The organism is Olsenella sp. An270 (assembly GCF_002159735.1).
Taxonomy (GTDB): Bacteria; Actinomycetota; Coriobacteriia; order Coriobacteriales; family Atopobiaceae; genus Thermophilibacter.
In genome coordinates this window covers 353,685-375,268 of the sequence record NZ_NFJF01000002.1, presented here as the reverse complement: position 1 = coordinate 375,268, position 21,584 = coordinate 353,685, and the positions used below count along the sequence as shown (strand labels likewise).

General features: G+C 69.4%; 18 protein-coding genes. 3 read left to right on the top strand and 15 right to left on the bottom strand.

Features of this window, described 5'->3' with window-relative positions; translation table 11 throughout:
• Positions 1 to 78: 78 nt before the first annotated feature.
• Positions 79 to 1,974 carry an ATP-dependent zinc metalloprotease FtsH gene (gene ftsH, locus B5F73_RS04015; protein ID WP_204206252.1) on the top strand — a complete coding sequence of 632 codons (1,896 nt, stop codon included), beginning with the start codon at positions 79 to 81 and terminating at the stop codon, positions 1,972 to 1,974.
• A 67-nt stretch (positions 1,975 to 2,041) separates the two neighbouring features.
• Here the strand turns inward: ftsH and B5F73_RS04010 are convergent, their stop codons facing one another.
• Positions 2,042 to 2,860 (bottom strand): RNA methyltransferase, encoded by an 819-nt coding sequence (locus B5F73_RS04010; RefSeq protein ID WP_087226756.1) that lies wholly within the window; start codon positions 2,858 to 2,860, stop codon positions 2,042 to 2,044.
• A 106-nt stretch (positions 2,861 to 2,966) separates the two neighbouring features.
• Here B5F73_RS04010 and B5F73_RS04005 point away from each other — a divergent pair, with 106 nt between their 5' ends.
• Both B5F73_RS04005 and B5F73_RS04000 read left to right on the top strand, forming a co-directional pair.
• The gene (locus tag B5F73_RS04005; protein ID WP_087226753.1) at positions 2,967 to 4,406 is read left to right on the top strand and encodes a L,D-transpeptidase; all 1,440 of its coding nucleotides are present in this window, start codon (positions 2,967 to 2,969) and stop codon (positions 4,404 to 4,406) included.
• A gap of 350 nt (positions 4,407 to 4,756) precedes the next feature.
• Positions 4,757 to 5,791, top strand: a complete 1,035-nt coding sequence (locus B5F73_RS04000; RefSeq protein WP_087226751.1) for a hypothetical protein — start codon at positions 4,757 to 4,759, stop codon at positions 5,789 to 5,791.
• A 272-nt stretch (positions 5,792 to 6,063) separates the two neighbouring features.
• On the opposite strand, the gene ffh is transcribed toward B5F73_RS04000, so the two are convergent.
• From ffh to B5F73_RS03930, 14 genes are all read right to left on the bottom strand, one after another.
• A complete protein-coding gene (gene ffh, locus B5F73_RS03995) occupies positions 6,064 to 7,443 on the bottom strand; it encodes a signal recognition particle protein (protein WP_087226748.1) in 1,380 nt (459 codons plus the stop codon).
• 2 nt (positions 7,444 to 7,445) lie between these two features.
• Entirely contained in the window at positions 7,446 to 8,345 is a 900-nt protein-coding gene (gene ftsY / locus B5F73_RS03990; RefSeq protein WP_087226745.1) for a signal recognition particle-docking protein FtsY, read from the bottom strand.
• On the bottom strand, positions 8,345 to 11,881 hold the full coding sequence (gene smc / locus B5F73_RS03985) for a chromosome segregation protein SMC (RefSeq protein ID WP_087226742.1): 3,537 nt from the start codon (positions 11,879 to 11,881) through the stop codon (positions 8,345 to 8,347). Before smc ends, ftsY begins: the two co-directional genes overlap by 1 nt.
• Positions 11,882 to 11,900: 19 nt before the next feature.
• The gene (gene rnc / locus B5F73_RS03980) at positions 11,901 to 12,629 is read right to left on the bottom strand and encodes a ribonuclease III (protein WP_087226739.1); all 729 of its coding nucleotides are present in this window, start codon (positions 12,627 to 12,629) and stop codon (positions 11,901 to 11,903) included.
• Positions 12,630 to 12,644: 15 nt separating this feature from the next.
• Positions 12,645 to 12,884: an acyl carrier protein gene (locus B5F73_RS03975; RefSeq protein ID WP_087226736.1), complete on the bottom strand. Its 240-nt coding sequence runs from the start codon at positions 12,882 to 12,884 to the stop codon at positions 12,645 to 12,647.
• A 66-nt stretch (positions 12,885 to 12,950) separates the two neighbouring features.
• Positions 12,951 to 13,940, bottom strand: coding sequence for a phosphate acyltransferase PlsX (plsX, locus tag B5F73_RS03970; protein ID WP_087226734.1), 990 nt, complete (start codon positions 13,938 to 13,940; stop codon positions 12,951 to 12,953).
• 507 nt (positions 13,941 to 14,447) lie between these two features.
• Positions 14,448 to 14,627 (bottom strand): 50S ribosomal protein L32, encoded by a 180-nt coding sequence (gene rpmF, locus B5F73_RS03965; protein ID WP_075576485.1) that lies wholly within the window; start codon positions 14,625 to 14,627, stop codon positions 14,448 to 14,450.
• A gap of 120 nt (positions 14,628 to 14,747) precedes the next feature.
• Entirely contained in the window at positions 14,748 to 15,332 is a 585-nt protein-coding gene (locus B5F73_RS03960; RefSeq protein WP_087226731.1) for a DUF177 domain-containing protein, read from the bottom strand.
• 8 nt (positions 15,333 to 15,340) lie between these two features.
• Positions 15,341 to 15,838 (bottom strand): ATPase, encoded by a 498-nt coding sequence (locus B5F73_RS03955; RefSeq protein WP_087226728.1) that lies wholly within the window; start codon positions 15,836 to 15,838, stop codon positions 15,341 to 15,343.
• A 393-nt stretch (positions 15,839 to 16,231) separates the two neighbouring features.
• Positions 16,232 to 16,744 carry a pantetheine-phosphate adenylyltransferase gene (coaD, locus tag B5F73_RS03950; protein ID WP_087226725.1) on the bottom strand — a complete coding sequence of 171 codons (513 nt, stop codon included), beginning with the start codon at positions 16,742 to 16,744 and terminating at the stop codon, positions 16,232 to 16,234.
• A complete protein-coding gene (locus B5F73_RS03945; RefSeq protein WP_087226722.1) occupies positions 16,741 to 17,328 on the bottom strand; it encodes an RsmD family RNA methyltransferase in 588 nt (195 codons plus the stop codon). Before B5F73_RS03945 ends, coaD begins: the two co-directional genes overlap by 4 nt.
• On the bottom strand, positions 17,325 to 19,454 hold the full coding sequence (recG, locus tag B5F73_RS03940; protein WP_239379790.1) for an ATP-dependent DNA helicase RecG: 2,130 nt from the start codon (positions 19,452 to 19,454) through the stop codon (positions 17,325 to 17,327). Before recG ends, B5F73_RS03945 begins: the two co-directional genes overlap by 4 nt.
• 42 nt (positions 19,455 to 19,496) lie before the next feature.
• Positions 19,497 to 21,167, bottom strand: coding sequence for a DAK2 domain-containing protein (locus B5F73_RS03935; protein ID WP_087226716.1), 1,671 nt, complete (start codon positions 21,165 to 21,167; stop codon positions 19,497 to 19,499).
• A gap of 43 nt (positions 21,168 to 21,210) precedes the next feature.
• Entirely contained in the window at positions 21,211 to 21,558 is a 348-nt protein-coding gene (locus tag B5F73_RS03930) for an Asp23/Gls24 family envelope stress response protein (protein ID WP_087226713.1), read from the bottom strand.
• Between the last annotated feature and the right edge of the window lie 26 nt (positions 21,559 to 21,584).

Here is a 21,584-nt window from a genome sequence, read left to right as displayed (position 1 = left end):
TCCCGGCCTCGGGTTGGGGCGGGCTAAACTTGGGTATCTCTGTCCCATCTGACAACGAGACGAAGGGCACCACGCACGATGGACATGAACGAGAACAAGCGGCGCCGCTCGATGCTGCTCTACATCCTGATCGCGATCGTCGCGTACCTCGCGATCAGCCAGACGCTCTACCCCAACCTGCGCGCGACGCAGATCGAGCAGGTCACCTACTCTCAGTTCCTCGAGATGGTCGATAACGACCAGGTGGAGAAGGTCGACCTCAACACCGGCGACAACACCCTCCAGTTCACGACCGGCGAGGGTGAGAGCGAGAGGCACTACGAGACCACGATGTGGCCCTACGACGACACGCTCATCCAGCGTCTCGAGGAGCACGGGGCCGATGCCAACGCCACGATCCCGGACACCTCCGGCGACCTGTGGCTCATGCTGCTCGTCTCCTACGGCCTGCCGATCCTCGTCTTCCTGGGCATCGGATGGTGGCTCAACCGCCGCATGAAGAAGGCGATGGGCGACGACGGCCCGTCGATGAACTTTGGCGGCGGCTTTGGCGGCGGCGGGCTCGGCAAGTCCAACGCCAAGGAGATCAAGGGCGAGGAGACCGGCGTCACCTTCAAGGACGTCGCCGGCCAGGACGAGGCCAAGGAGTCGCTCCAGGAGATCGTGAGCTTCCTCAAGAACCCCGACAAGTACACCGAGATCGGCGCGCGCTGCCCGAGGGGTGCGCTGCTCGTTGGCCCTCCGGGCACGGGCAAGACGCTCCTGGCCAAGGCCGTCGCCGGCGAGGCGGGCGTCACGTTCTTCCAGATCGCGGGCTCGGCCTTCGTCGAGATGTTCGTCGGACGCGGCGCCGCCAAGGTGCGCGACCTCTTCAAGCAGGCCAACGAGAAGGCGCCCTGCATCATCTTCATCGACGAGATCGATGCCGTGGGCAAGCGGCGTGACACCTCCCTCTCGTCCAACGACGAGCGCGAGCAGACCCTGAACCAGCTCCTCTCCGAGATGGACGGCTTTGACAACCACAAGGGCATCGTCGTGCTGGCGGCCACCAACCGCCCGGAGACCCTCGACCAGGCGCTGCTGCGCCCGGGCCGCTTCGACCGGCGCATCCCCGTGGAGCTTCCCGACCTCGCCGGCCGCGAGGCCATCCTCAAGATCCATGCTGACGACGTCAAGATGGAGTCGGGCATCGACCTGGGCGTCATCGCGCGCTCCACGCCGGGCGCCTCGGGCGCCGACCTCGCCAACATCATCAACGAGGCCGCGCTGCGCGCCGTTCGCATGGGCAGGCGCCGCGTGACGCAGGAGGACCTGCTCGAGTCCGTCGACGTGGTCATCGCCGGCGAGAAGAAGAAGTCCACGGTCCTCTCGCCGCACGAGAAGGAGGTCGTCTCCTACCACGAGACGGGACACGCCATCGTGGCTGCCATGCAGAAGGGGTCGGCCCCCGTCTCCAAGATCACGATCGTGCCGCGCACCTCGGGCGCGCTCGGCTTCACGATGCAGGTCGAGGAGGACGAGCACTTCCTCACCACGCGCCAGGAGGCCAAGGACAAGATCGCGGTACTGTGCGGCGGGCGCGCCGCCGAGGAGCTCATCTTCGACGAGATGACCACCGGCGCCTCCAACGACATCGAGAAGGCCACGCAGCTCGCGCGCGCCATGGTCACGCAGTACGGCATGTCCGACAAGTTTGGCATGGTGCAGCTCGGCCAGCCCGCGAGCCGCTACCTCGGCGGGGGCCAGCAGCTCACGTGCTCCGAGGGCACGGCCCAGGAGATCGACGCCGAGGTCCAGGCGCTCGTGGAGGAGGGGCATCAGAACGCCCTGCGCACGCTGCGAGAGAACCGCTTCAAGCTGCATGAGATCGCCCACTACCTGCAGCGCAAGGAGACCATCACCGGCGAGGAGTTCATGAACATCCTCACCCGCGACGACGGCTTCGCCCCCAAGATGCCGAAGCCCGCCGAGTAAGCGGCCGCGTTCCAGGCCCTCATGCCCTCCCCGCCACCTGCGACGGGGAGGGCTTTTCTCGCCCGCGCTACCGGAAGAGCTGCCAGAACGCCACGGCGGAGCTCGCGGCCACGTTGAGCGAGTCCACGCCGCGCGCCATCGGGATGATGACGGAGCGCTCGCAGGCCTCGAGGGCCTCCCTCGAGAGGCCGAAGCCCTCGCTGCCAAAGAGCAGGGCCCTGCGCTCGGAGACGAGAAGGGACGCGTCGTCGAGCGGCACGGCGCCCGGCTCCAGAGCGAGCGCGAGGCACGAGAAGCCCCGGTCACGGAGGTCGGTGAGCGTCCCTCGCGGCCACTCCCCCTCCTCGGCGCGCGCCCACGGCAGCTTGAGGGCGCACCCCATCGAGACGCGGAGCGCGCGGCGGCACAGCGGGTCGGCGCAGCGGGGCGAGAGGATCACGGCGTCGGCGCCGAGGGCGGCGGCGTTGCGGAAGAGCGCGCCGACGTTGGCGACGTCGACCAGGTCCTCGAGCACGGCCACGTGGCGGGCGCCGCGCACGACGTCCTCGACCGAGCGCTCCGGCGGCCGGCGCATCGCGCAGAGCAGTCCCCTCGTGAGCCGAAACCCCGTCAGCCGGCTGATCTGGTCGTGGGGCAGGACGTAGGCGGGCACGTCATCGCCCGCGCGCGCGAGCAGCCCCTCGCTCGCCGCGAGGTCCCGCTCGTCAAGGAGAAAGGACAGCGGCCGCGCGCCGCTGTCGAGCGCGACCTCGACCACCAGGCGCGACTCGGCGACGAACGCGCCGCCGTCCGTCTCGAGCCCAGCCCTGAGCTGATGTTCCGTCAGGCGGGAGAAGATGTCCAGACGCTCGTCGGACAGGTCGCTCGCATAGACCAGACGTGCCATGCCCCTCCTGTCAACTTTTCCGATACCTCGCCATCAAGCAACGCATCCTAGGGTACGATAAGGAACGCAAACAACGTACCGCGCGTCCCGAAATCAAGGTGTCCCCATGGCAAGTCACATGAGCGCCCCCGCGCCCGAGCCCAAGAAGAGCAGGCGGGCGCTGGTCGTTCCCTTCGCCCTTCTCGCCGTCGTGCTCGTTGCCTATCTCGGCGGCGTCATCTACTTCCACCTCTTCTTCATGCCCGGAACCACGCTCGACGGCACCGACGTCTCCCTCCGGCGCGCCGAGGACGTCGCGACGGAGAAGGCGGGCTCGTTCGCGGGGTATCAGGCCCACGTCTCCGGCGACGGCATCGACCTCACCATCGCGGCGGACCAGATAGGGCTCGCCTACGACGGCGAGTCCTACGCACGAGAGGCCGTCGCGGCGACGAACCCCTGGGCATGGCCGATCGCCCTCTCCCAGGGCTCACGATCCGTGAGCGCCAAGAGCGCCGTCGTCTATGACCGCGAGGCCCTTCTCGGCCTCTTCGCCCCCTTCAAGGACTCCGCGAAGGTGGCCGCCTCGAGCCTCGCCGGCGGGGCGGTGGTCTTTGACGCCGAGGCGGGGTCGTTTGGGCTCGACCCCTCGGTCATGGCGCAGTACCTCGATGACGACGCCCTGGTCGACGCGCTCGCCCAGGGGTTTGCTTCGCGGGCGGGCGAGATCGAGCTCGGCTCGGAGCAGCTCGCCGAGTCCGACGACGCCCTCCATGCGGCTGTCGAGGCCGCGAACGCCTACCTCGCGGCCGCCGGGACCACCCTCACGCTCGACGGGGAGACCGCGGCCGAGGTGAGCGCCGAGGTCATCGCCGGGTGGGTGACGGTCGCGGACGACCTCACCGTCTCGCTCAGCACCGACGCCGCCGCCGCGTGGGCCGCGGAGAGCGTCTCGCGGCTCAACACTGTGGGCTCGGAGCGCACCTACACGCGCGCCGACGGCAAGCAGGTCAGCGTCTCGGGTGGTGACTACGGGTGGAAGATCAGCGAGTCGGGCGTCGCCGACGCGCTGGTCGCCGCCGTGAGCGCCGGCGCCCCGCAGGCGGTCGAGGTCCCCTTCGAGCAGCGCGGCCAGGTCGTCCCGGGCGAGGGCGGGCGCGACTGGGGCCAGCGCTACATCGACATCGACATCTCCGAGCAGTACGTGCGCATGTACGGCGACGACGGCTCGCTCGTCTGGGAGTCCGCCTGCGTCACCGGCAACCCCTCGCAGGGCTGGGGAACGAGCTATGGGGTCTACGCGATCAACGAGAACATGACCCGGGACACCGTCCTCATAGGCCTCGACTGGAACAAGGACGGCGAGCCGGACTACGAGACCCCGGTCTCCTACTGGATGCCGTTCGTCGGCAACCTCGTCGCCCTCCACGACGCGCAGCGCTCCAGCTTCGGAGGCTCGATCTACCTCTGGAACGGCAGCCACGGATGCGTGAACCTCCCGCGCGACAAGGCAGAGTCGCTCTATGGCCTCGTCCAGGTCGGCGACGTCGTGGTGGTTCACGGCTAGGGTCGGGCCCACAACGCCCGCGTGACGAGCGAACCCAAACCGAATAACGGTTTGGGTTCGTTTCTTCTAGGAATCGCACCCCTTGACCGCCGACACCATGTTTTCGAACCCAAACCACAGAGGACGTCGTACGCCATGCCCAGCTTTGGGGCGTCCTTCTCGCCCGCCCAGCGGCAGCGATCCCGGGCGTCGGCGGCACCGCTGGCGCGCGCCTCAACCCGACACCTATCATAGTGTTTATCTGGGGCTTCGCCCCGCGGCGCACGTCTCGTGACAGTTTGCGGTACGTGAGCGGACTGACTTTTTCCCACGCCCCGCCTCTCGCCGCGTTCGTCCCCTAGGCTTGGCTCATGTCGATTCTGATCACATACACCTCCGCGCTCGAGGTCATGCGCCTGGCCGAGTTTCCCGCACTCGTCGCGGAGTGGGACGAGCGGACGGGCTACGTGCCCGAGAAGCTCCCCTCCGTCGAAGAGCTGGAGAGGGCCGTCGACAACTGTCCTCCCCTGCAGCGGCTCTCGCGACCGCTTCACCTCCTGGTCTCGAGCGACAACAACAGCCACTCCTCGAGAAGGGTCGTCCGTCACGTGACCCGTCGCATCCATCCGCGCGACGCGTTCGTCCGCATCTCCGAGGACGTCTGCCTGACCTCCCCCGAGCTCCTGCCGCTGCAGATGGCGCGAATCGCCACGACCCTCGAGGAGTCGCTCCTCATGAGCGAGCTCTGCGGGACCTACGCGATCTCGGACGACGTCGAGGACGGCATGCACCAGCGTTGGGAACCTCTCACCACGCGGCGTGCAATTGACGAGTTCCTCGACAGGATGGGTGGCTGCTACGGGATGGGCAAGGTCAGGGACGCCCTGCCGCTCGTCTGCTCAGACTCGGGGTCGCCCTACGAGAGCAAGCTGGGCGTGAGGTTCAGGGGCAGGCGTGAACAGGGAGGATACGAGCTCGACTTCGTGTCGATGAACGAGGAGCTGAGCCTGGAGGCCATCGGGAGGGAGTTCGAGCAGAAGAGCATAAGGAAGCCGGACATCCTCATCCTCGCGCCCGTCAGCTTTGGGCCCGAGGCACGGATGCCGTTTCGAGGGATAGCGGTGGACTACAAGGGACGCGTACATGACGACCCCGTCGTGGCGGCGCGAGACGACGAGCGCAGGAACGAGATGATCGCCCACGGCATAAAGCCCTACGAGCTCAGGAAGGTGCACTACGACGACATCGACTACATGGACTCGCTCGTCGCCAAAATTCGGAGGGACCTGCGCCTGCCGGCGGATGACCTCGCCTTCTACCGCGACGAGCGCGTCGCCCTCCACGACGCGCTCGAGCTTGTCGACGGCATTCGCTGGGGAAGGGCACTCCTCCCGACACAGCGCTAGCCACCTCCAAGAGAGGTTTGGGTTCGCAGCTTGCTGCGAGCCGACGCATCTCGAAGCCCTGCAGAGCAACTAGCAGCAAGAGCTCTCAGCAAGGACCGAGCGTGCACGGAAGAACGAACCCAAACCGGAAAACGGTTTGGGTTCGCATTGCACGCGCAGTTCGCTCATATGAAATTGAATGATGCAACTACCTGCGGTTCTGCAAAAGGTGCCGGAGCAAGCCACGAAACCGTGAACCCAAACCGGCACAGAGGGGGCGGAGGAGCGGGCGTCTAGAACGGGAGGCCCTGCCCGCCGCCCATGTTGCGCATCATCTGCTGCATGGCGCGACGGTTCTTCTTGCCGCCCGCACCCGGCTGCATCATGCCCTTCATCCGGCCCATCATCTTGTTCATCTCGCCCCACTGCTTGATGAGCTGGTTGACCTCCTGGACGCTGCGGCCGGAGCCCAGCGCGATGCGGCGGCGGCGCTGCCCGTTGATGATCTTGGGGCGGGCGCGCTCCTCCTTGGTCATCGAGTGGATGATCGCCTCGATGCGGGTCAGCTGCTCGTCGCTCGCCGCCTGGGGCGCCTGCGCCATCGCGCGCTCCATGCCGGGAATCATGCCCATCAGCTTCTGGAGGCCGCCCATCTTGCGGATCTGCTGCATCTGCGAGAGGAGGTCGTCCATCGTGAAGCCCTCGCGCAGCATGCGCTCCGCGTCGGCGACCTGCTGCTCGTCGGCGACCTTCTGCGCCTGCTCGATGATGCCCACGACGTCGCCCATGCCGAGGATGCGCTTGGCCATGCGGTCGGGGTGGAAGACCTCGAGCGAGTCGGGCTTCTCCCCCATCGAGACGAACTTGATGGGCTTGCCGGTGACCTCGCGCACGGAGAGCGCGCCGCCACCGCGGGCGTCGCCGTCGAGCTTGGACATGATCACGCCGTCAAAGTCCACGCGGTTAGCAAACTCCGTGACCACGTTCACGATGTCCTGGCCGGTCATGGCGTCGACGACCATGAGGATCTGGTCGGGGCGCACCGCGGCCTTGATCGCCACGGCCTCCTGCATCATCTCCTCGTCGATCTGCAGGCGTCCGGCGGTGTCCACGATGACGATGTCGCAGAGGCGGTCGACCGCCTCCTTGATCGAGCCCTCCGCGACGGCCACGGCGTCCTTCCCGTCACCGCGGAAGACCGGCACGCCGATCTCTGAGCCGAGCGTCTCGAGCTGGTCGGCAGCCGCGGGGCGGTGCGTGTCGCACGCGGCGAGGAGCGGGCTGTGGCCCTGGCCCTTGAGGAGGTAGGCGAGCTTGGCCGCGGCGGTGGTCTTGCCCGAGCCCTGCAGGCCGACGAGCATGATCACGTTGGGCGTGCGGTTCTGCGCGAGCGTCAGGCGCGAGTCGGTGGAGCCGAGAAGAACCGTGAGCTCGTCGAGCACGACCTTGACGACGTTCTGCGCCGGAGAGAGCGACGAGAGGACGTCGGCGGTGAGGCACTTCTCCTTGCAGCGCGCGACGAACTCCTTGACCACGCGGTAGTTGACGTCGGCCTCGAGAAGCGCCATGCGGATCTCGCGCATCGCGACGTTGATGTCGTCCTCGGTGAGGCGTCCCTTGCCGCGAAGGCGGTCGAAGGTGTCCTGGAGGCGGTCGGAGAGAGAGTTGAACATGGCTACATCCCTTCACCCACGAGCGCGCGGCAGAAGTCGAGCGCGTCGAAGGTCTGGAGGTCGTCGATGGCCTCGCCCACGCCGATGCGGTAGATGGGCAGGCCGAGCTGGCTGGAGATGGCGAGCGCGATGCCGCCCTTGGCGGTGCCGTCGAGCTTGGTGACGATGAGGCCGTCGAGCTCGAGGGCATCGTTGAACTCACGCGCCTGGTTGAGGCCGTTCTGGCCGGTGGTCGCGTCGATGACGAGCACGACCGCGACCGGCAGCTGGCAGCGCTTGCGGGTGACGTTCACGACCTTCGCGAGCTCGCGCATGAGGTCGGCAGAGGTGTGGAGGCGCCCGGCGGTGTCGATGAGCACGAGCTCGGCGCCGCGCCTCTCGGCCTCCTCGACCACCTCGTAGCACACGCTCGCGGGGTCGGCGCCGCGCTCGCGCGTCACCACGTCGACGCCCGCGCGCTGGCCCCAGACCTCGAGCTGCTCGATGGCGGCCGCGCGGAAGGTGTCGGCGCCGCCGATGAGGCAGCTCGCGCCGGCCTCACGGGCGCGCCCGGCGAGCTTGCCCACCGTGGTCGTCTTGCCGGCCCCGTTGATGCCGACGAACAGGACGCAGCTCGGAAGGTCGGTGAAGGGGTCGCGCTTGGCGGAGGGGAACTCCGCGGCGAGACGGCGGGCCAGCGCGTCGCGAAGCTGGTCGGCACGGGTGAGGTTCTCGCGCGCCGCCTGCTCGCGCAGGTCGTCGGTCACGCGCATGGCGACCTCGGCGCCCATGTCACCCATGACGAGCGTGTCCTCGAGGTCCTCCCAGAAGTCCTCGTCGACCTCGCCGCCCATGTAGAAGATCTCGTTGATCGCCTCGCGCGAGCGCTGGAGGCCGGACCTCAGGCTGTCGAGAAGGCCCACTATGCATCAACCACCTTTCCGGTCTCGCGGTCGAGACGCTGGGACACCACGCGGCTCACGCCGTCCGCCTGCATGGAGACGCCGTAGAGGACGTCGGCCTGCTCCATCGTGCGGCGCTGGTGAGAGATGACGATGAGCTGCGTGGAGGACTTGAGCTGCTCGATGGCGTCGAGCAGCTTGGAGAGGTTCGAGTCGTCGAGCGCTGCCTCGACCTCGTCGAAGACGTAGAACGGCACCGTGCGCACCTTGTAGACGGCGAAGAGCAGGGCGAGCGCCGTGAGGGACTTCTCGCCGCCGCTCATGAGCATCATCTTGGAGAGCCGCTTGCCGCGCGGCTGGGCCACGATCTCGATGCCGGTCTCCGAGGGGTTGTCGGGGTCGGTCATCTCGATGTGCGCCTGGCCGCCGGGGAACAGCAGGGCGAATATCTCCGAGAAGTTCGCGTTCACGCGCTCGAACACCGTGAGGAAGCGGTTGCGCATCTTGCGGTCGATGGCGGCCGTGATCTTGCGCAGGGACACGCGGGCGTCCTCGAGGTCGCGGACCTGCTCGTCGATGTAGTCGTAGCGCTCCTTGAGCCTCAGGTACTCGTCCATGGCCACGGCGTTCACCGGTCCGATGGACTCGATCTGGGAGCGGAGGGAGTCGGCGCGGCGCTCGGCCTCGTCGCGGTCCTCGGGCGGCGGGCACTCGAGGGCCTCGTCGAGCACGGCGCCCGTCGCCACGATGGCGTTGACCGCGGTCTGCACCTGCACCTCGAGCTTGCCGAGGTCGACCTTGACGGCGGTGGACGCCGTGCGGGCCTCCTCGAGCTCGGCGGAGGCCTTGTTCACGGCCTCGCGGGCGTCGCCGATCGTCTTCTTGAGCGAGTCGGAGTCCGCCTCGGCGAGCGAGGCGCGGTCCTTCAGGCGACCCGCCCACTCGAGGGCGCGCTCGCGGATGGCGTCGTAGCGGTCGTGCAGCGGGTCGACACGAAGGCGGACGACCTCCAGGGAGCGCGACGAGCGACGGGTGGCGTCGATGCGACCGTCGAGCTCCGAGACGCGGGCGGAGAGCTCGCGCTCCCTGCGCTCGAGCCCCGCGCGGCGCTCGCTCGTCATGGCGAGCTCCAGGCGGCCGTCGGAGAGCTCCCTCGACGCCTTGCCCTGGGCTCGGACGGCCTCCTCGTGCTCGGCCGTGCGCTCGGCGAGGCGGCCGGCGAGCTCGTCGGCGCGCTCACGGGCGGCTCGGGCGGCGGCGCGGTGCTCCTCGATCTGGGCGCGCGCCTCGGCAGCACGCTGGAGCGACGCCTCGCGCCGCTTGGTCACCTGCGCGCGCTCCGAGGTGGCGGCGGCGAGCTGCGCCTCCAGGCGACCGCGCTCCGCGGTCGTCGAGGAGACCTCGGCGGTGAGGCGCGCGAGCTCGCCCTTTGCGGCGGCAGCCTGCTCGCGGGCGTCGGCGAGGGAGGACTCGGCCTCGGCCACCGCCTCCGCCGCGGCGGACAGGCGCGACTCGAGGGCCGCCATGCCACCCTCGAGCTCGCGGATGCGGCGCTTGCGCTCCAGTGCGCCGGCCTCGCTCGAGGGGGCGGTGCCCACGTGGACGCGCCCGTCGGGCAGGACGACGACGCCGTCCAGGGTCACGTACGTCGCGTCGGGAACGGCAGAGTGCGCGCGGACCGCCTCCTTGGCGTCGCCCACGATGCGCACGCCGCCGAGAAGCGCCTCGAGCAGCGACCGCGCCTCGTCGGAGACGCGCAGGCGGGAGACGAGCGGGGTGCCGGGAGCGTCCGAGGGGACATCCGCATGCCCGGGGGCCGCGGAGGCGACGATCGCGGCGCGACCGTCCCGGTCGGCGAGGCCGAGGGCGCGCTCCGCGAGGGCGACCGCGTCGTCCGCACCGTCCACGACGAGCGCGGCGAGGTCGTCGCCGAGGAGCCGCTCGACGAGCGACTCGACCTCGGGGTCGGCGTCGACGAGGTCGGCGAGGCGGCAGCGGACGCGGTCCTCGTCGGCGGCGAGCGCCGCGACGAGCGGGCTCGCGAGCTCGACGTCGGAGTCGACGGAGCGCAGCGCCTCGAGCGTGGCGGTCGCTGCGGAGAGGGCCCGCTGCGCCTCGGCGTGCTCGGAGCGCGCCGCGTCGAGCGCGCCCGAGAGGCCCGTGATGGAGGCGGTGAGGGAGGACTCGCGCCGGCGCGCCTCGAGGAGCGACCCCTCGAGGGCCTCGATCCGGTCGGCCCTCTCGGTGACGGCCTCACCGGTCGTGCGCAGCGACTCCTCCAGCTGCTCGAGGCGCGAGGCGAACATCTGGTCCTCGACCTCGGCGTTGGAGATCTGGTCCTCGAGCTTGGCATAGGCGAGCGTCTCGCGGTCGGCCTCGCCGCGCGCGGAGCGCTCGTCTGCCGTGATGCCGGAGAGCTCGTCGTCTATGGAGCGGCGGCGCTCGCTCGCCTCGCGGGCGGCGCGGGAGAGCCCCTCGACCGACTCGCGCAGGCTCGCCTCGCGCACGCGCGCGTCGGAGAGCTCGCCGGCCACGCCCTCGTGCTCCGAGGCGGCGTCGGCGCGCTGCTTCTCCATCGTGGAGAGCTGCATGCGCATGTCGGAGAGGCGCGAGACCATGTTCTTGCCCTTCTCCTCCAGAAGGCGCATGTCCGCGTCCATCCTGCCGAGAAGGTCCTGCATGCGGCGGCGCTGCTCGCCGAGGTCACCCACAAAGAGGCCCTTCTGCTCGAGCAGCGACTGGAGCTTCTCGAGCTCGGCGCTCTTCTCGTCCAGACGGTACTGGGCGAGCTCGCAGGCGGCGTCGGCCTCCTTGCCGCGCGCCTCGAGCCGGGCGTAGCCCTCCTGCAGGCGCCGCAGGTCGTCGACGGCGAGCTGGACCTCGAGCCCCTTGAGCTCGTCCTCGAGCTGGCGGGCTCGCTGGGCCTTGTCGACCTGGCGCTCGAGCGGGCGCAGCTGGCGCGCGATCTCGCGCGAGAGCATCTTGGCGCGGGCGAGGTTCTCGTCCATCGACGCGAGCTTGCGCTGGCTCCGCTCCTTGCGGCGGCGGTGCTTGGAGATGTCGGCCGCCTCCTCGATGAGGGCACGACGCTCCTCCGGGCGGCTCGAGAGGATCGAGTCGAGCTTGCCCTGGGAGATGATCGAGTGGGTGTCCTTGCCCAGGCCCGAGTCGTGCAGGATGTCCTGGACATCCATGAGGCGGCTCGGCGAGCCGTTGATCAGGTACTCGGACTCGCCCGAGCGGTACATGCGACGCGTGATGCCCACCTCGGCGAAGTCGATGGGCAGCGTGTGGTCGGAGTTGTCCAGCACGAGCGTGACCTCGGCCACGCCCACCGCGGAGCGCGCCGACGAGCCCGAGAAGATCACGTCCTCCATGGCCTGGCCGCGCAGCTGCTTGGCGCTCTGCTCGCCGAGGACCCACAGGATCGCGTCGGAGACGTTGGACTTGCCGGAGCCGTTGGGCCCCACGACCACGGTGAGACCGGGGTCGAAGACCATGTGGGTGCGGTCCGCGAAGGACTTGAACCCCTTGAGTGTCAGCGACTTCAGGTACAACTTGCACGTCCTCCGCACGCTAGTTGGTGGTCCCGGCGCCGTCGAAGTCGCCCTCGTCGGCGTAGCCGAGGCGGACGAGCGCGTCGACGGCGGCGGCGCTCTCAGAAGACTTCTTCGAGGGCCCCGAGCCGCGGCCGATCCGCCGGCCCTCGACGAGCACGACCGACGTGAACGTGGGGTCGTGCGCGGGCCCCTCCTCCGAGACGAGCCTATACTCCGGGCCGCAGTGCAGCTCGCGCTGGGTGACCTCCTGCAGGCGCGACTTGGGGCTGATGGGCTTCTCGGCGAGCGCCGGGGAGACCTCCGGGCCGAGCGTAGCGAGCACGAACTCGTGCGTCGTCGTGTAGCCGGCGTCCAGGTAGAGGGCGCCCACGAGCGCCTCGTAGACGTTCTCGAGCGCGGAGTGCATGCCGCGCTCCCCCGTTCCGCGCTCGGACTCGCCCATCACGATGAGGGGCGCGAGGCCCAGGCGCGCGGCGACGCTCGAGAGCATCTTGCCCGAGACGAGGCTGATCTTGGCCTGTGTGAGCGCGCCCTCGTCCATGTCGGGGAAGCGCTCGAAGAGGTCGGTCGCCACGATGGCGCCGAGGATGGAGTCGCCCAGGAACTCGAGGCGCTCGTAGGAGGCCGACACGGGCCGCCCCTCGGCGGCCGAGGGGTGCGTGAGGGCCGAGACGATCAGGTCCTGGTTCTCAAAGTGGTGGCCGCAGACCCGCTCGGCCTCGGCCACCCGCTGGTGCATCTTCAACGATCGGTCCCCCACCTACTGGGCGGCCGCGATGGCGTCGACGGCCTGGCCGACGGTGGCGATCGTGCCCACGGCGTCGTCGTCGAAGGTCATGGAGAACTCGTCCTCGAGGGCGGTCACGAGCTCGAGCAGGTCGAACGAGTCGGCGCCGAGTTCCTTCAGGTTGGTCTGCTCGTCGAGCGTGACGTCGGAGCCGAGCGAGAGCGTGTCGTCGACGACCTCGATCACCTTGGCGAGAATTGCGTCGCGGTCCATGGTTCCTCCTCCGGATAAAGCCTACCGTACGATTCTACCCCGTCCGGCGCCCGGCGCCCACCCGCGCTAGCCGGCGATCTCGCAGGCGTCGGCGATCTTCTCGCAGAGCCCGGCCCGGACGGCCGCCGCGGCGGCGAGCGTGCCCTTGCGGACGGCCTGGGCGCTCGTGGCGCCGTGCCCCTTCACGACCGGGGCGCGCAGGCCCAGCAGGATGGCGCCGCCGTACTCGTCGCCGGACATCTCGGCGGCCAGCGACTTGAGCGACTTGGCGAGAAGGGCCATGCCGATCTTGTTGGAAAGCGACGCCTCCATCGCGGCCTTGAGGCGCTTGATGACGAACTTGCCCGTGCCCTCGATCGACTTGAGGGCAACGTTTCCGGTGAAGCCGTCCGCCACGATGACGTCGAAGGTGCCGGCGAGCAGGTCGGTGCCCTCCGCGTTGCCGGCGAATCCGCAGTCCCCCGCCTCGAGCGCGGCGTGGTAGGCGAGCGCCATCTCCGAGCCCTTGGTGTCCTCGGAGCCGTTGCAGAGCAGGCCCACGCGCGGCTCGGCCACGCCCAGGACCGCGCGCGAGTAGGCACGCCCCATGTGGGCGAACTGCACCAGCACGTCGGGCTTGACGTCGGCATTGGCGCCCATGTCGAGAAAGACCGTGGGCTTGCCGGAGACGCCCGGGAACGGCAGCGAGAGCGCGGGGCGCTTGACCCCCTTGATGCGGCCCACGCCAAAGGTCGCGGCGGTGAGCACGGCGCCGGTGGAGCCGGCCGAGAAGAGCCCGTCGGCCTCGCCCGCGCGCACGGCGGCGGCGGCGCGCACGATGCTCGCGTCCTTCTTCTGGCGCACGGCGCTCGCTGGGTGCTCGGACATCGTGATGACCTCGGTCGTCACGAGGGCGCGGGCGCGCTCGTGGGCGGCCGCGAAGGGCTCGACCACCTCGGCGGCGCCGGCGACGAGCACCTCGAGCTCGGGGTCGTCGGCGAGCGCCTGGGCCACGCCCTCGAGAAGGACCTCGGGCTCCTTGTCGGCGCCCATGACGTCTACGCAGATGGTGGTCATGTCTCCCCTTTCGCGCGTTCTTGTCCGCGTCCCATTATGCCACGTCACGCACGCCGCCCGTCCTTCTCGCCCGCGCCGTTCTACGAATCACGGCCCTTGTCTGCGCCGCGTCTAAGAATTGCTGCCCTTGCCTGTGCCCCTTCCGAAAATCGCCGTCATTGTCCGGGCCGCGTCTAAGAATTGCCGCCCTTGCCTGTGCCCCTTCCGAAAATCGCCGCCTTTGTCATCCCGACGTCTAGAATTGCAAGCCCTTGTCCGGCCAAATCAGCGCTAGCTCGGACAAGGGCGGCGATTCCTAGAAGGCTGCCGGACAAGGGAGGCAATCTTTAGAAGGGGTTCGGACAAGGGCGCGCATTCCTAGAAGAACCTCGGACAAGGGCGGCATTTTCTAGAGCCCAACCGGACAAGGGCGGCGATTCCCGGAACGCCGGGCGACAAGGACGCCGCCGCACGCAAAAGGGGCCGGACCCGAAGGCCCGACCCCTGCGGAGTCGTCTGTGAGCGATGCTACTCGGTGACGATGACCTCGCGGTCCTTGTAGTGACCGCAGTTGGGGCACACGTGGTGCGGGAGCTTGGGAGCGCCGCACTGCGGGCACACGGAGCGCGCCGGAGCAGCGAGCTTGCTGTTGGCCGAACGACGGGAGTGGGTGGCGCCGCGGCCCTTCTTTTGCTTGGGTACTGCCATGTCAAAACCTCTCTTGTCACGAAGGCGCCCGCCGCTCGCCCACGGAGGCGCTCATTACCAATTCACGCAAGGAGACACTATAGCACGAGTCCACGAAAAGGGCACGTGCTCAGCAATTCTTCACTCGTTCGCGGAATCGTCCCCCTCGGACGCGCCAAGATCGAGCCCAGCGAGCGCCGAGAAGGGCGACGACTCGAGGCGATCGGCCTCGCGCTGTGCCTCGATCTGGGCCGCGTGACCGCAGTCGCCGTCGTTGAGGTTGGCACCGCAGACCGGGCAGAGGCCGGCGCAGTCCTCGCGGCACAGCACCACGAACGGCGTGTCCATCACGAGCGCCGAGAGCAGCGCGACCGAGAGGTCGATCGTGTTGTCGGGCGCGACGAGCTCGTAGTCGGCCTCGTCCTCGTCCTCGCCCAGGCGCTCGGGCTCCTCGAAGAGGTAGTAGCCGTCGACCTCGCCCGCCACGTCGAACTCGGCATCCTCCAGGCAGCGGTCGCACGTCCCCACCACGTGGGCGCGGACGAGCCCCGTCGCGAGGATGCCCTCGCCGGCGTTGGTGAGCACGAGGTCGTAGTCGATTCCCTCGGGCAGGGAGAACTCGTGGTCACCGAGCTCGTAGCCGGACTCGTCGAGGTGGCCGGCGAGCGGGCAGGTGTCGCCCGCCGCCGCGAGGCGGTCGTCGATGACAAAGGGCAGCGGCTTCATGACGGCTGCTACCAGGGCACGTTGTTGGTGGTGTTGCGCGGGCCGGAGTTCTCGTCGAGCGTCTGGCGGACGCGGGAGACGGAGCTCGTGAGGCTCTTGAGGTTCTCCTCGAGGTGGGCCAGCACCGTGTCGGCGTACTCCTCGGCGTTGTAGCGGGTGTCGCGCTCGTACTGCGCGGCCTGGTCGCGGATGCCCTCGGCCTGCTGCTGCGCGATGCGCACGACCTCCTGGTCGCCCGCGAGGATGATCGCCTGCTGCTGGGCGTCGGCGATGATGGAGTTGGCCTGCTGCTGCGCGCGGTCGAGCATCTCCTGCTCCTCCTTGAGGATGCGGCGCGCATCGGAGAACTCCTGCGGGAAGACGCGACGGATCTCGTCGAGAATCTCGTAGACGTCCTGGGCGTCCACGATCTTCTTCTGGCCGTTGTCCATGAGCGGGGACTTTGCCTCGTTGACGATCTGCTCGAGCTCGTCCACCAAGCTCTCGATTTCCTCACCTGGCTGCATCTATGGTTCCTTTCGCGTGACTCATCGGTGGTGGGCGCAGTGGCTCCATCAAAGGCCATAGTAGCAGATTGCGCGCCTGATGATAAAGGCGCAGCCGGGGGCCACCGCAGGTTGTGGCGGTTTCGCGTCGGCGGGCGTGGCGGCGGGCTCCGGGAATCGCCGTCCTTGTCGCCCGCGGTTCTAGAAAACGCGGCCCTTGTCGTCCCCGCCCCTAGGAATCGTTGTCCTTGTCACCTGCGCCTCTAGGAATCGACGACCTTGTCGCAAGATCTTCTAGAAATTCTCGGCGTTGTACGCCCCGGGGCCGTCGCTGCCGTACAAGGGCACGACTTTCTAGGGCCGAGAAGGACAAGGGCGGCAAATCGCGGAAAGCGCCGGGCGAGAAGGACCGCTCTACCGCCCGTAGCGCGCGAGCAGCCGCTCGTTGACGTTGGCGGGCACGAGCGTGCTCACGTCGGAGCCCATCGAGGCGATCTCGCGCACGATCGACGACGAGACGTAGCCGTACTGCGGGTTGGACATGACGAAGACGCTCTCCAGGTCCGGGGAGAGGTGGCTGTTGAGGTCCGCCTGCTGGAGCTCATACTCGAAGTCAGTCATCGCGCGCAGGCCCTTGACCACGCCGCCCGCGCCGAGCTCCTTGGCAAAGCTGACGAGAAGCCCGGTGAAGGGCGCGACCTCGATGTCGTCCGGCAGGCCCTCGCAGACCAGCGCCTCGCGGATCATCTCGACGCGCTCCTCGAGCGAGAACGTGGTCCCGCGGCCGTTCTTGTTGGCGGACGCCGCCACGGCGACGGTGACGCGCGGGAAGAGCCGGCGCGTCCTGCGGATGACGTCGATGTGGCCGAGCGTCACCGGGTCGAAGGTTCCCGGCACGACGACGTGCGTGATGGTCTCGCTGCTCATTGATCGTCCTCTTCCACGCGTGCGACCATGAGGTCCACGGCCGTAATCCCATGTCTTCTGGAGCGGGCGGGCCCCAGCGCGTCGCAGCTCAGGGCGGGGGCGTCGGCCGCATGCTCGTAGACTACCACGGCGCCGTCGGCGAGCTGGCCCGAGGACGCGAGCGCGTCCACGAGCCCGGAGACGCGGGCTGCCTCGAGCGCGTAGGGCGGGTCGAGGAACACGACGTCGAACGGCGCACCCGGAAGGCCGCGTGCGGCGAGCGCGAAGACGTCGCCGGCGAGCGCGGCGACCTCCCCCTCCCCGGCCCCGAGCGCGCCGACCGTGCGCCGGATGCGGGCAACGGCGCGGCGGTCCCGGTCCACGAAGGTCGCGCGGGCGGCGCCGCGCGAGAGCAGCTCGAGCCCCATGGCGCCCGAGCCCGCGAACGCGTCGAGCACCGAGCGGCCGGAGAGGTCGAGCCCGCGCGCCGAGAGGATCTGCGAGGCGATGCTCTCGCGCATGCGGTCGGTCGTGGGCCGCGTGACGCCGCGCCCCTCCGGGGCCTCGATCTGCCGCCCCCGCCACTTTCCGCCGACGATCCTCATGCGCGCTCCAGCTCCTCGAAGTAGGCACCAAACCTGTCGCGCACCTCGAGCGCCATCGCGCGGTGCGCGGGCGCGGAGAGGCGCGGGTCGGCGTCGGCGATCTCGCGGGCGTCGGCATGCGCCCACTCCACGAGGTCGCGGTCGGCCTCGAGGTCGGAGACCTCGAGCGAGACGCCGCCGCTCTGACGATACCCCAGAACCTCGCCCTCGTGACGCAGACGCAGGTCGAGCTCGGCGAGCTCGAAGCCGTCCGAGGTCGCCTCCAGGGCGGCGAGGCGCTCTCGCGCGCGGCTGTCGCGCTTGGCCGCACAGGAGAGGAAGACCGTCCCCGAGACGTCGCCGCGGCCGACGCGGCCGCGGAGCTGATGGAGGGTGGCCAGGCCAAAGCGGTCGGCGTCGAGCACGACCATGACCGTGGCGTTGGGGACGTCCACGCCCACCTCCACGACCGTGGTGGTCACGAGCACCTGGGTCTTCCCCGCGCGGAACCGCTCCATGGCGAGGTCCTTCTCGGCCGCCGTCATGCGACCGTGGAGCAGGTCGCAGGCGACGCCCGGCAGGACCTGGGCGCGCAGCTCCTCGAGCGTGGGCACCGCGGCGCGCGGGCGGGCGGCCGAGCCGCGCAGGGCCTCGGGGACGTCGTCGAGCGCCGACCCGTCGTCGGCGTCGTCCACGAGCGGGCAGACCACGTAGGCCTGGCGCCCGGCCGCCACGGCGTCTCGGATGGCACCCCATGCGAGGTCGAGGTTGGTGGGAGAGATGACGCGCGTCGTGATGCCCGCGCCGGCGCGCGGCCGACGGCGGATCCTCGAGAGGTCGACGTCGCCGTAGAGCGAGAGGGCGAGCGTGCGCGGGATGGGCGTGGCGGTCATGGCCAGAAGGTCCGCGCCCGCGCCCTTGCGCCGCAGGGCCGCGCGCTGGTCGACGCCAAAGCGGTGCTGCTCGTCGATCACCACGAGCGTGAGGGCGGAGAACTCGAGGGCGTCGGAGAGCAGCGCCGTCGTGCCAAAGACGACCGTCACCTCGCCGCGGGCAGCCGCGCTCTCGAGGCGCGAGCGCTCGGGCGCGGGCGTAGCGCCGGTCACGAGCGCCCAGCTCACGTGCGCGGCGTCGAGCACGGGGCCGAGCTTCTCGGCGTACTGGCGCGCGAGCACCGAGGTGGGCGCCATGACGGCGGCCTGGGTCCCGGTGTCGGCCACGGCGGCGAGCGCGACCGCGGCGACGGCGGTCTTGCCGGTCCCGACGTCGCCCAGGAGCAGCCGGTTCATGACGCGCGGGGCGGCCATGTCGGCCAGGATCTCATCGGCGGCGACGCGCTGCTCGTCGGTGAGGTCAAAGGGAAGCGCGGCGAGAAGGGCGTCCACGTGCGGTCCCCCGCTGACGTGCGAGCAGGGCTCCACGCCGGCGAGCTCGATCTGGCGTCGGGCGAGAAGGGCCAGCTGGAGACAGAGCAGCTCGTCGTAGGCGAGCCGCCTGCGCGCGAGGCCCGCGGCCGCAACGGAGGGCGGGAAGTGGACGTCGCGCAGGGCGCGTCCGAGCGTCATGAGACCGCGGCGGGCGGCGAGCGACGCCGGCAGCCAGTCGCAGACGTCGGAGGCGTCGGCGACGGCCGAGGCGACGATCCTGCGCATCCAGCTTGCGGTGAGGCCCTCGGTGACGGGATGGACGGGCAGGACGCGCGCGTAGCCGCCGGCGCCGCCCTCCCCCGTCACGACCTCGTAGAACGGGGCCTTCATCTGCCGGAAGCCGTTGCCAAAGGTCACCTTGCCCGAGAGCGCGACGGTGTCCCCCTCGTGCACCTGCTCGGCGACCCACGGCTGGCGGAAGAACGTGGCGATGAGGACGCCCGTCTCGTCCATGACGGAGAGCTCGACGATCTTCATGTTGGGCCGGGTGCGCGCGCGGCGCTGGTCGACCCGGTCGACCGTGGCGACGACCGTGGCGTCGCGCCCCACGTCGGCACGGGCGATCTTGGTGACGTTCGTGAAGTCGAGGTAGCGGTGGGGCACGTGCAGCAGGAGGTCGCGGACGCGCCGAATCCCCAGGCGCGCGAGCGCCTCCTGGCGCGCGCCCTTCACGTAGCGCAGGCTCGACACAGAGTCAGAGAGGGCGCAGGTTCGCTGCACCCTCTCTGCTGCTGACGGTATGGCGGGGCGCTCCCCCACTGCCTACTCGATCGAGAAGATCACGGGGTAGAGGGGCTGCTCGCCGCGGTGCGGGTCGACCTCCAGGTCGGGCTGGGCCTCCTCGATGGCGGCGACGAGCGCCTCGAAGCTCTCATCGTCCATGTCCTGGCCGGCGAGGATGGTGAGCGAGTCGCCCTCCTCCTCGTCCTGCATCTTGGCGATGAGGTCGAGCGTGACCTGCATGACGTCGGATCCCACCACGTCGATCGAGTCGTCCTGGATGCCCATGACGTCGCCGTCGTGGATGGGGGTGCCGTCGGCGGCCTGGGAGTCGCGCACGGCGGTGGTGACCTCGCCGCCGCGGACGCCCTGGATGGCCTCGGTCATGGCCTCGACGTTGTCCTCGAGCGAGGCCTCGGGGTCCACGACGAACATGGCCGAGAAGCCCTGCAGGACCGTCTTGGTGGGAACCACGGCGACGTGCGCGTCCTCGCAGGCGGAGGCGGCTGCCTCGGCGGCCATGCGGATGTTGCCGTTGCCGGGGAGCACGATCACGTTGTCGGCGTTGGCGGACTCGATGGCCTCCAGGATGTCGGCCGTGGAGGGGTTCATGGTCTGGCCGCCGGAGACGACGACGTCAACGCCCAGCGAGCGGAGGATCTCCTCCTCGCCCGAGCCGGCCGCGACGGCCACGAAGCCGAGCGCCTTGCGCGGGCCCGCGTCCTTCTCACCCTCCGCCGCCTGGTCGGCCGCGATCTTGGCGGTGCGGTCGTGGGACTCCATGTCCATGTTGTGGATGAAGACCTCGTAGACCTGGCCAAACTGGAGCATGTACTCGAGCACGCGGTTGGGCTCGTTGGAGTGGACGTGGACCTTGAAGTCGGGGTAGGCGCCCACGATCAGCTCGCAGTCGCCGAGGGTGGCGAGATAGGAGAGCGACTCGTCGACGTCGAAGTCCTTCTCGGCCTTGAAGAGGAACTCGTTGCAGTAGCGGAACTCCGAGCCCTCCCAGTCGTCGTTGAGCTCGATGGCGACCTTGGCGGAGACGTCGGCCTTGGCGTCGACGGTGGTCTTGAAGTCAGTGAGCTCGCCGGCCTTGCCGGTGGCGGCGTTGACGAAGGCCTCCATGAAGACGGCGAAGCCGAAGGCGCCGGAGTCCACGACGCCGTTCTCCTTGAGGACGGGCAGCAGCTCGGGGGTGCGCGCCACGGACTCGTAGGCCTCGACGACGAGGGCGTCGAGCATGTCGTGCGTGGCGAGGTCGCGGGTCTTCTCGAGCTGGTCGGCCTTGGCGGAGACGTCGCGCAGGACGGTGAGGATGGTGCCCTCGACCGGCTTGCGGACGGCCTTGAAGGCCACCTTCACGCCGCGGCGGAACGCGTGCGCGACGTCCGCGGGCGTGGCGTGCTCGGGGTCCTTGGCGTCGCAGAGGCCCTCGGCGATGCCGCGCAGGATCTGGCTCGTGATGACGCCGGAGTTGCCGCGCGCGCCCATGAGCGAGCCGTGCGTGATCGCCTTGGAGACGTCGTCCATGGTGGCGCTGGCCGGCAGGGCCTCCACCTCGCGGACGACGGTGTTCAGGGTGAGCGACATGTTGGTGCCGGTGTCTCCGTCGGGGACGGGGAAGACGTTGAGCTTGTTGATCTCCTCGGCGCGGTCGGCCACGACCTTGGCGGCCACGGGGAAGCATGTGCGGACGACGGAAGAAATCATCTTCGAGGACCTTTTCTCTTTCGGGCCTATGCTGCGGGAGGTGCTAGCGCGCGTTGCGCAGGCCCTCGATGTGAACCCTCACGTCAACGTTCTCGAGCTCGGCGATCTGCTTGAGCAGGAACTTGACGGAGCTCGTGAGGTTGCCCACGACGGAGGACATGTTGACCCCCTGCTCCACGATCACGTGGAGGTCCACCGTGACGCGGCCGGCGGAGGCGGCGACGTCGATGCCCTTGCGCAGGCGGAAGGACGGCAGCAGGCGGGCGACGCCGGCCTGCTCGTCGATCTCTGCCATGCCAACCACGCCGTAGCACTCGAGCGCGGCATAGCCGGCGAGGTCGGCGATGCAGTCGTTGGAGACCCTGAGCGTACCCGGAACAACACCTGACATGCGGACTCCTCTCAAGTAGGGAGAGC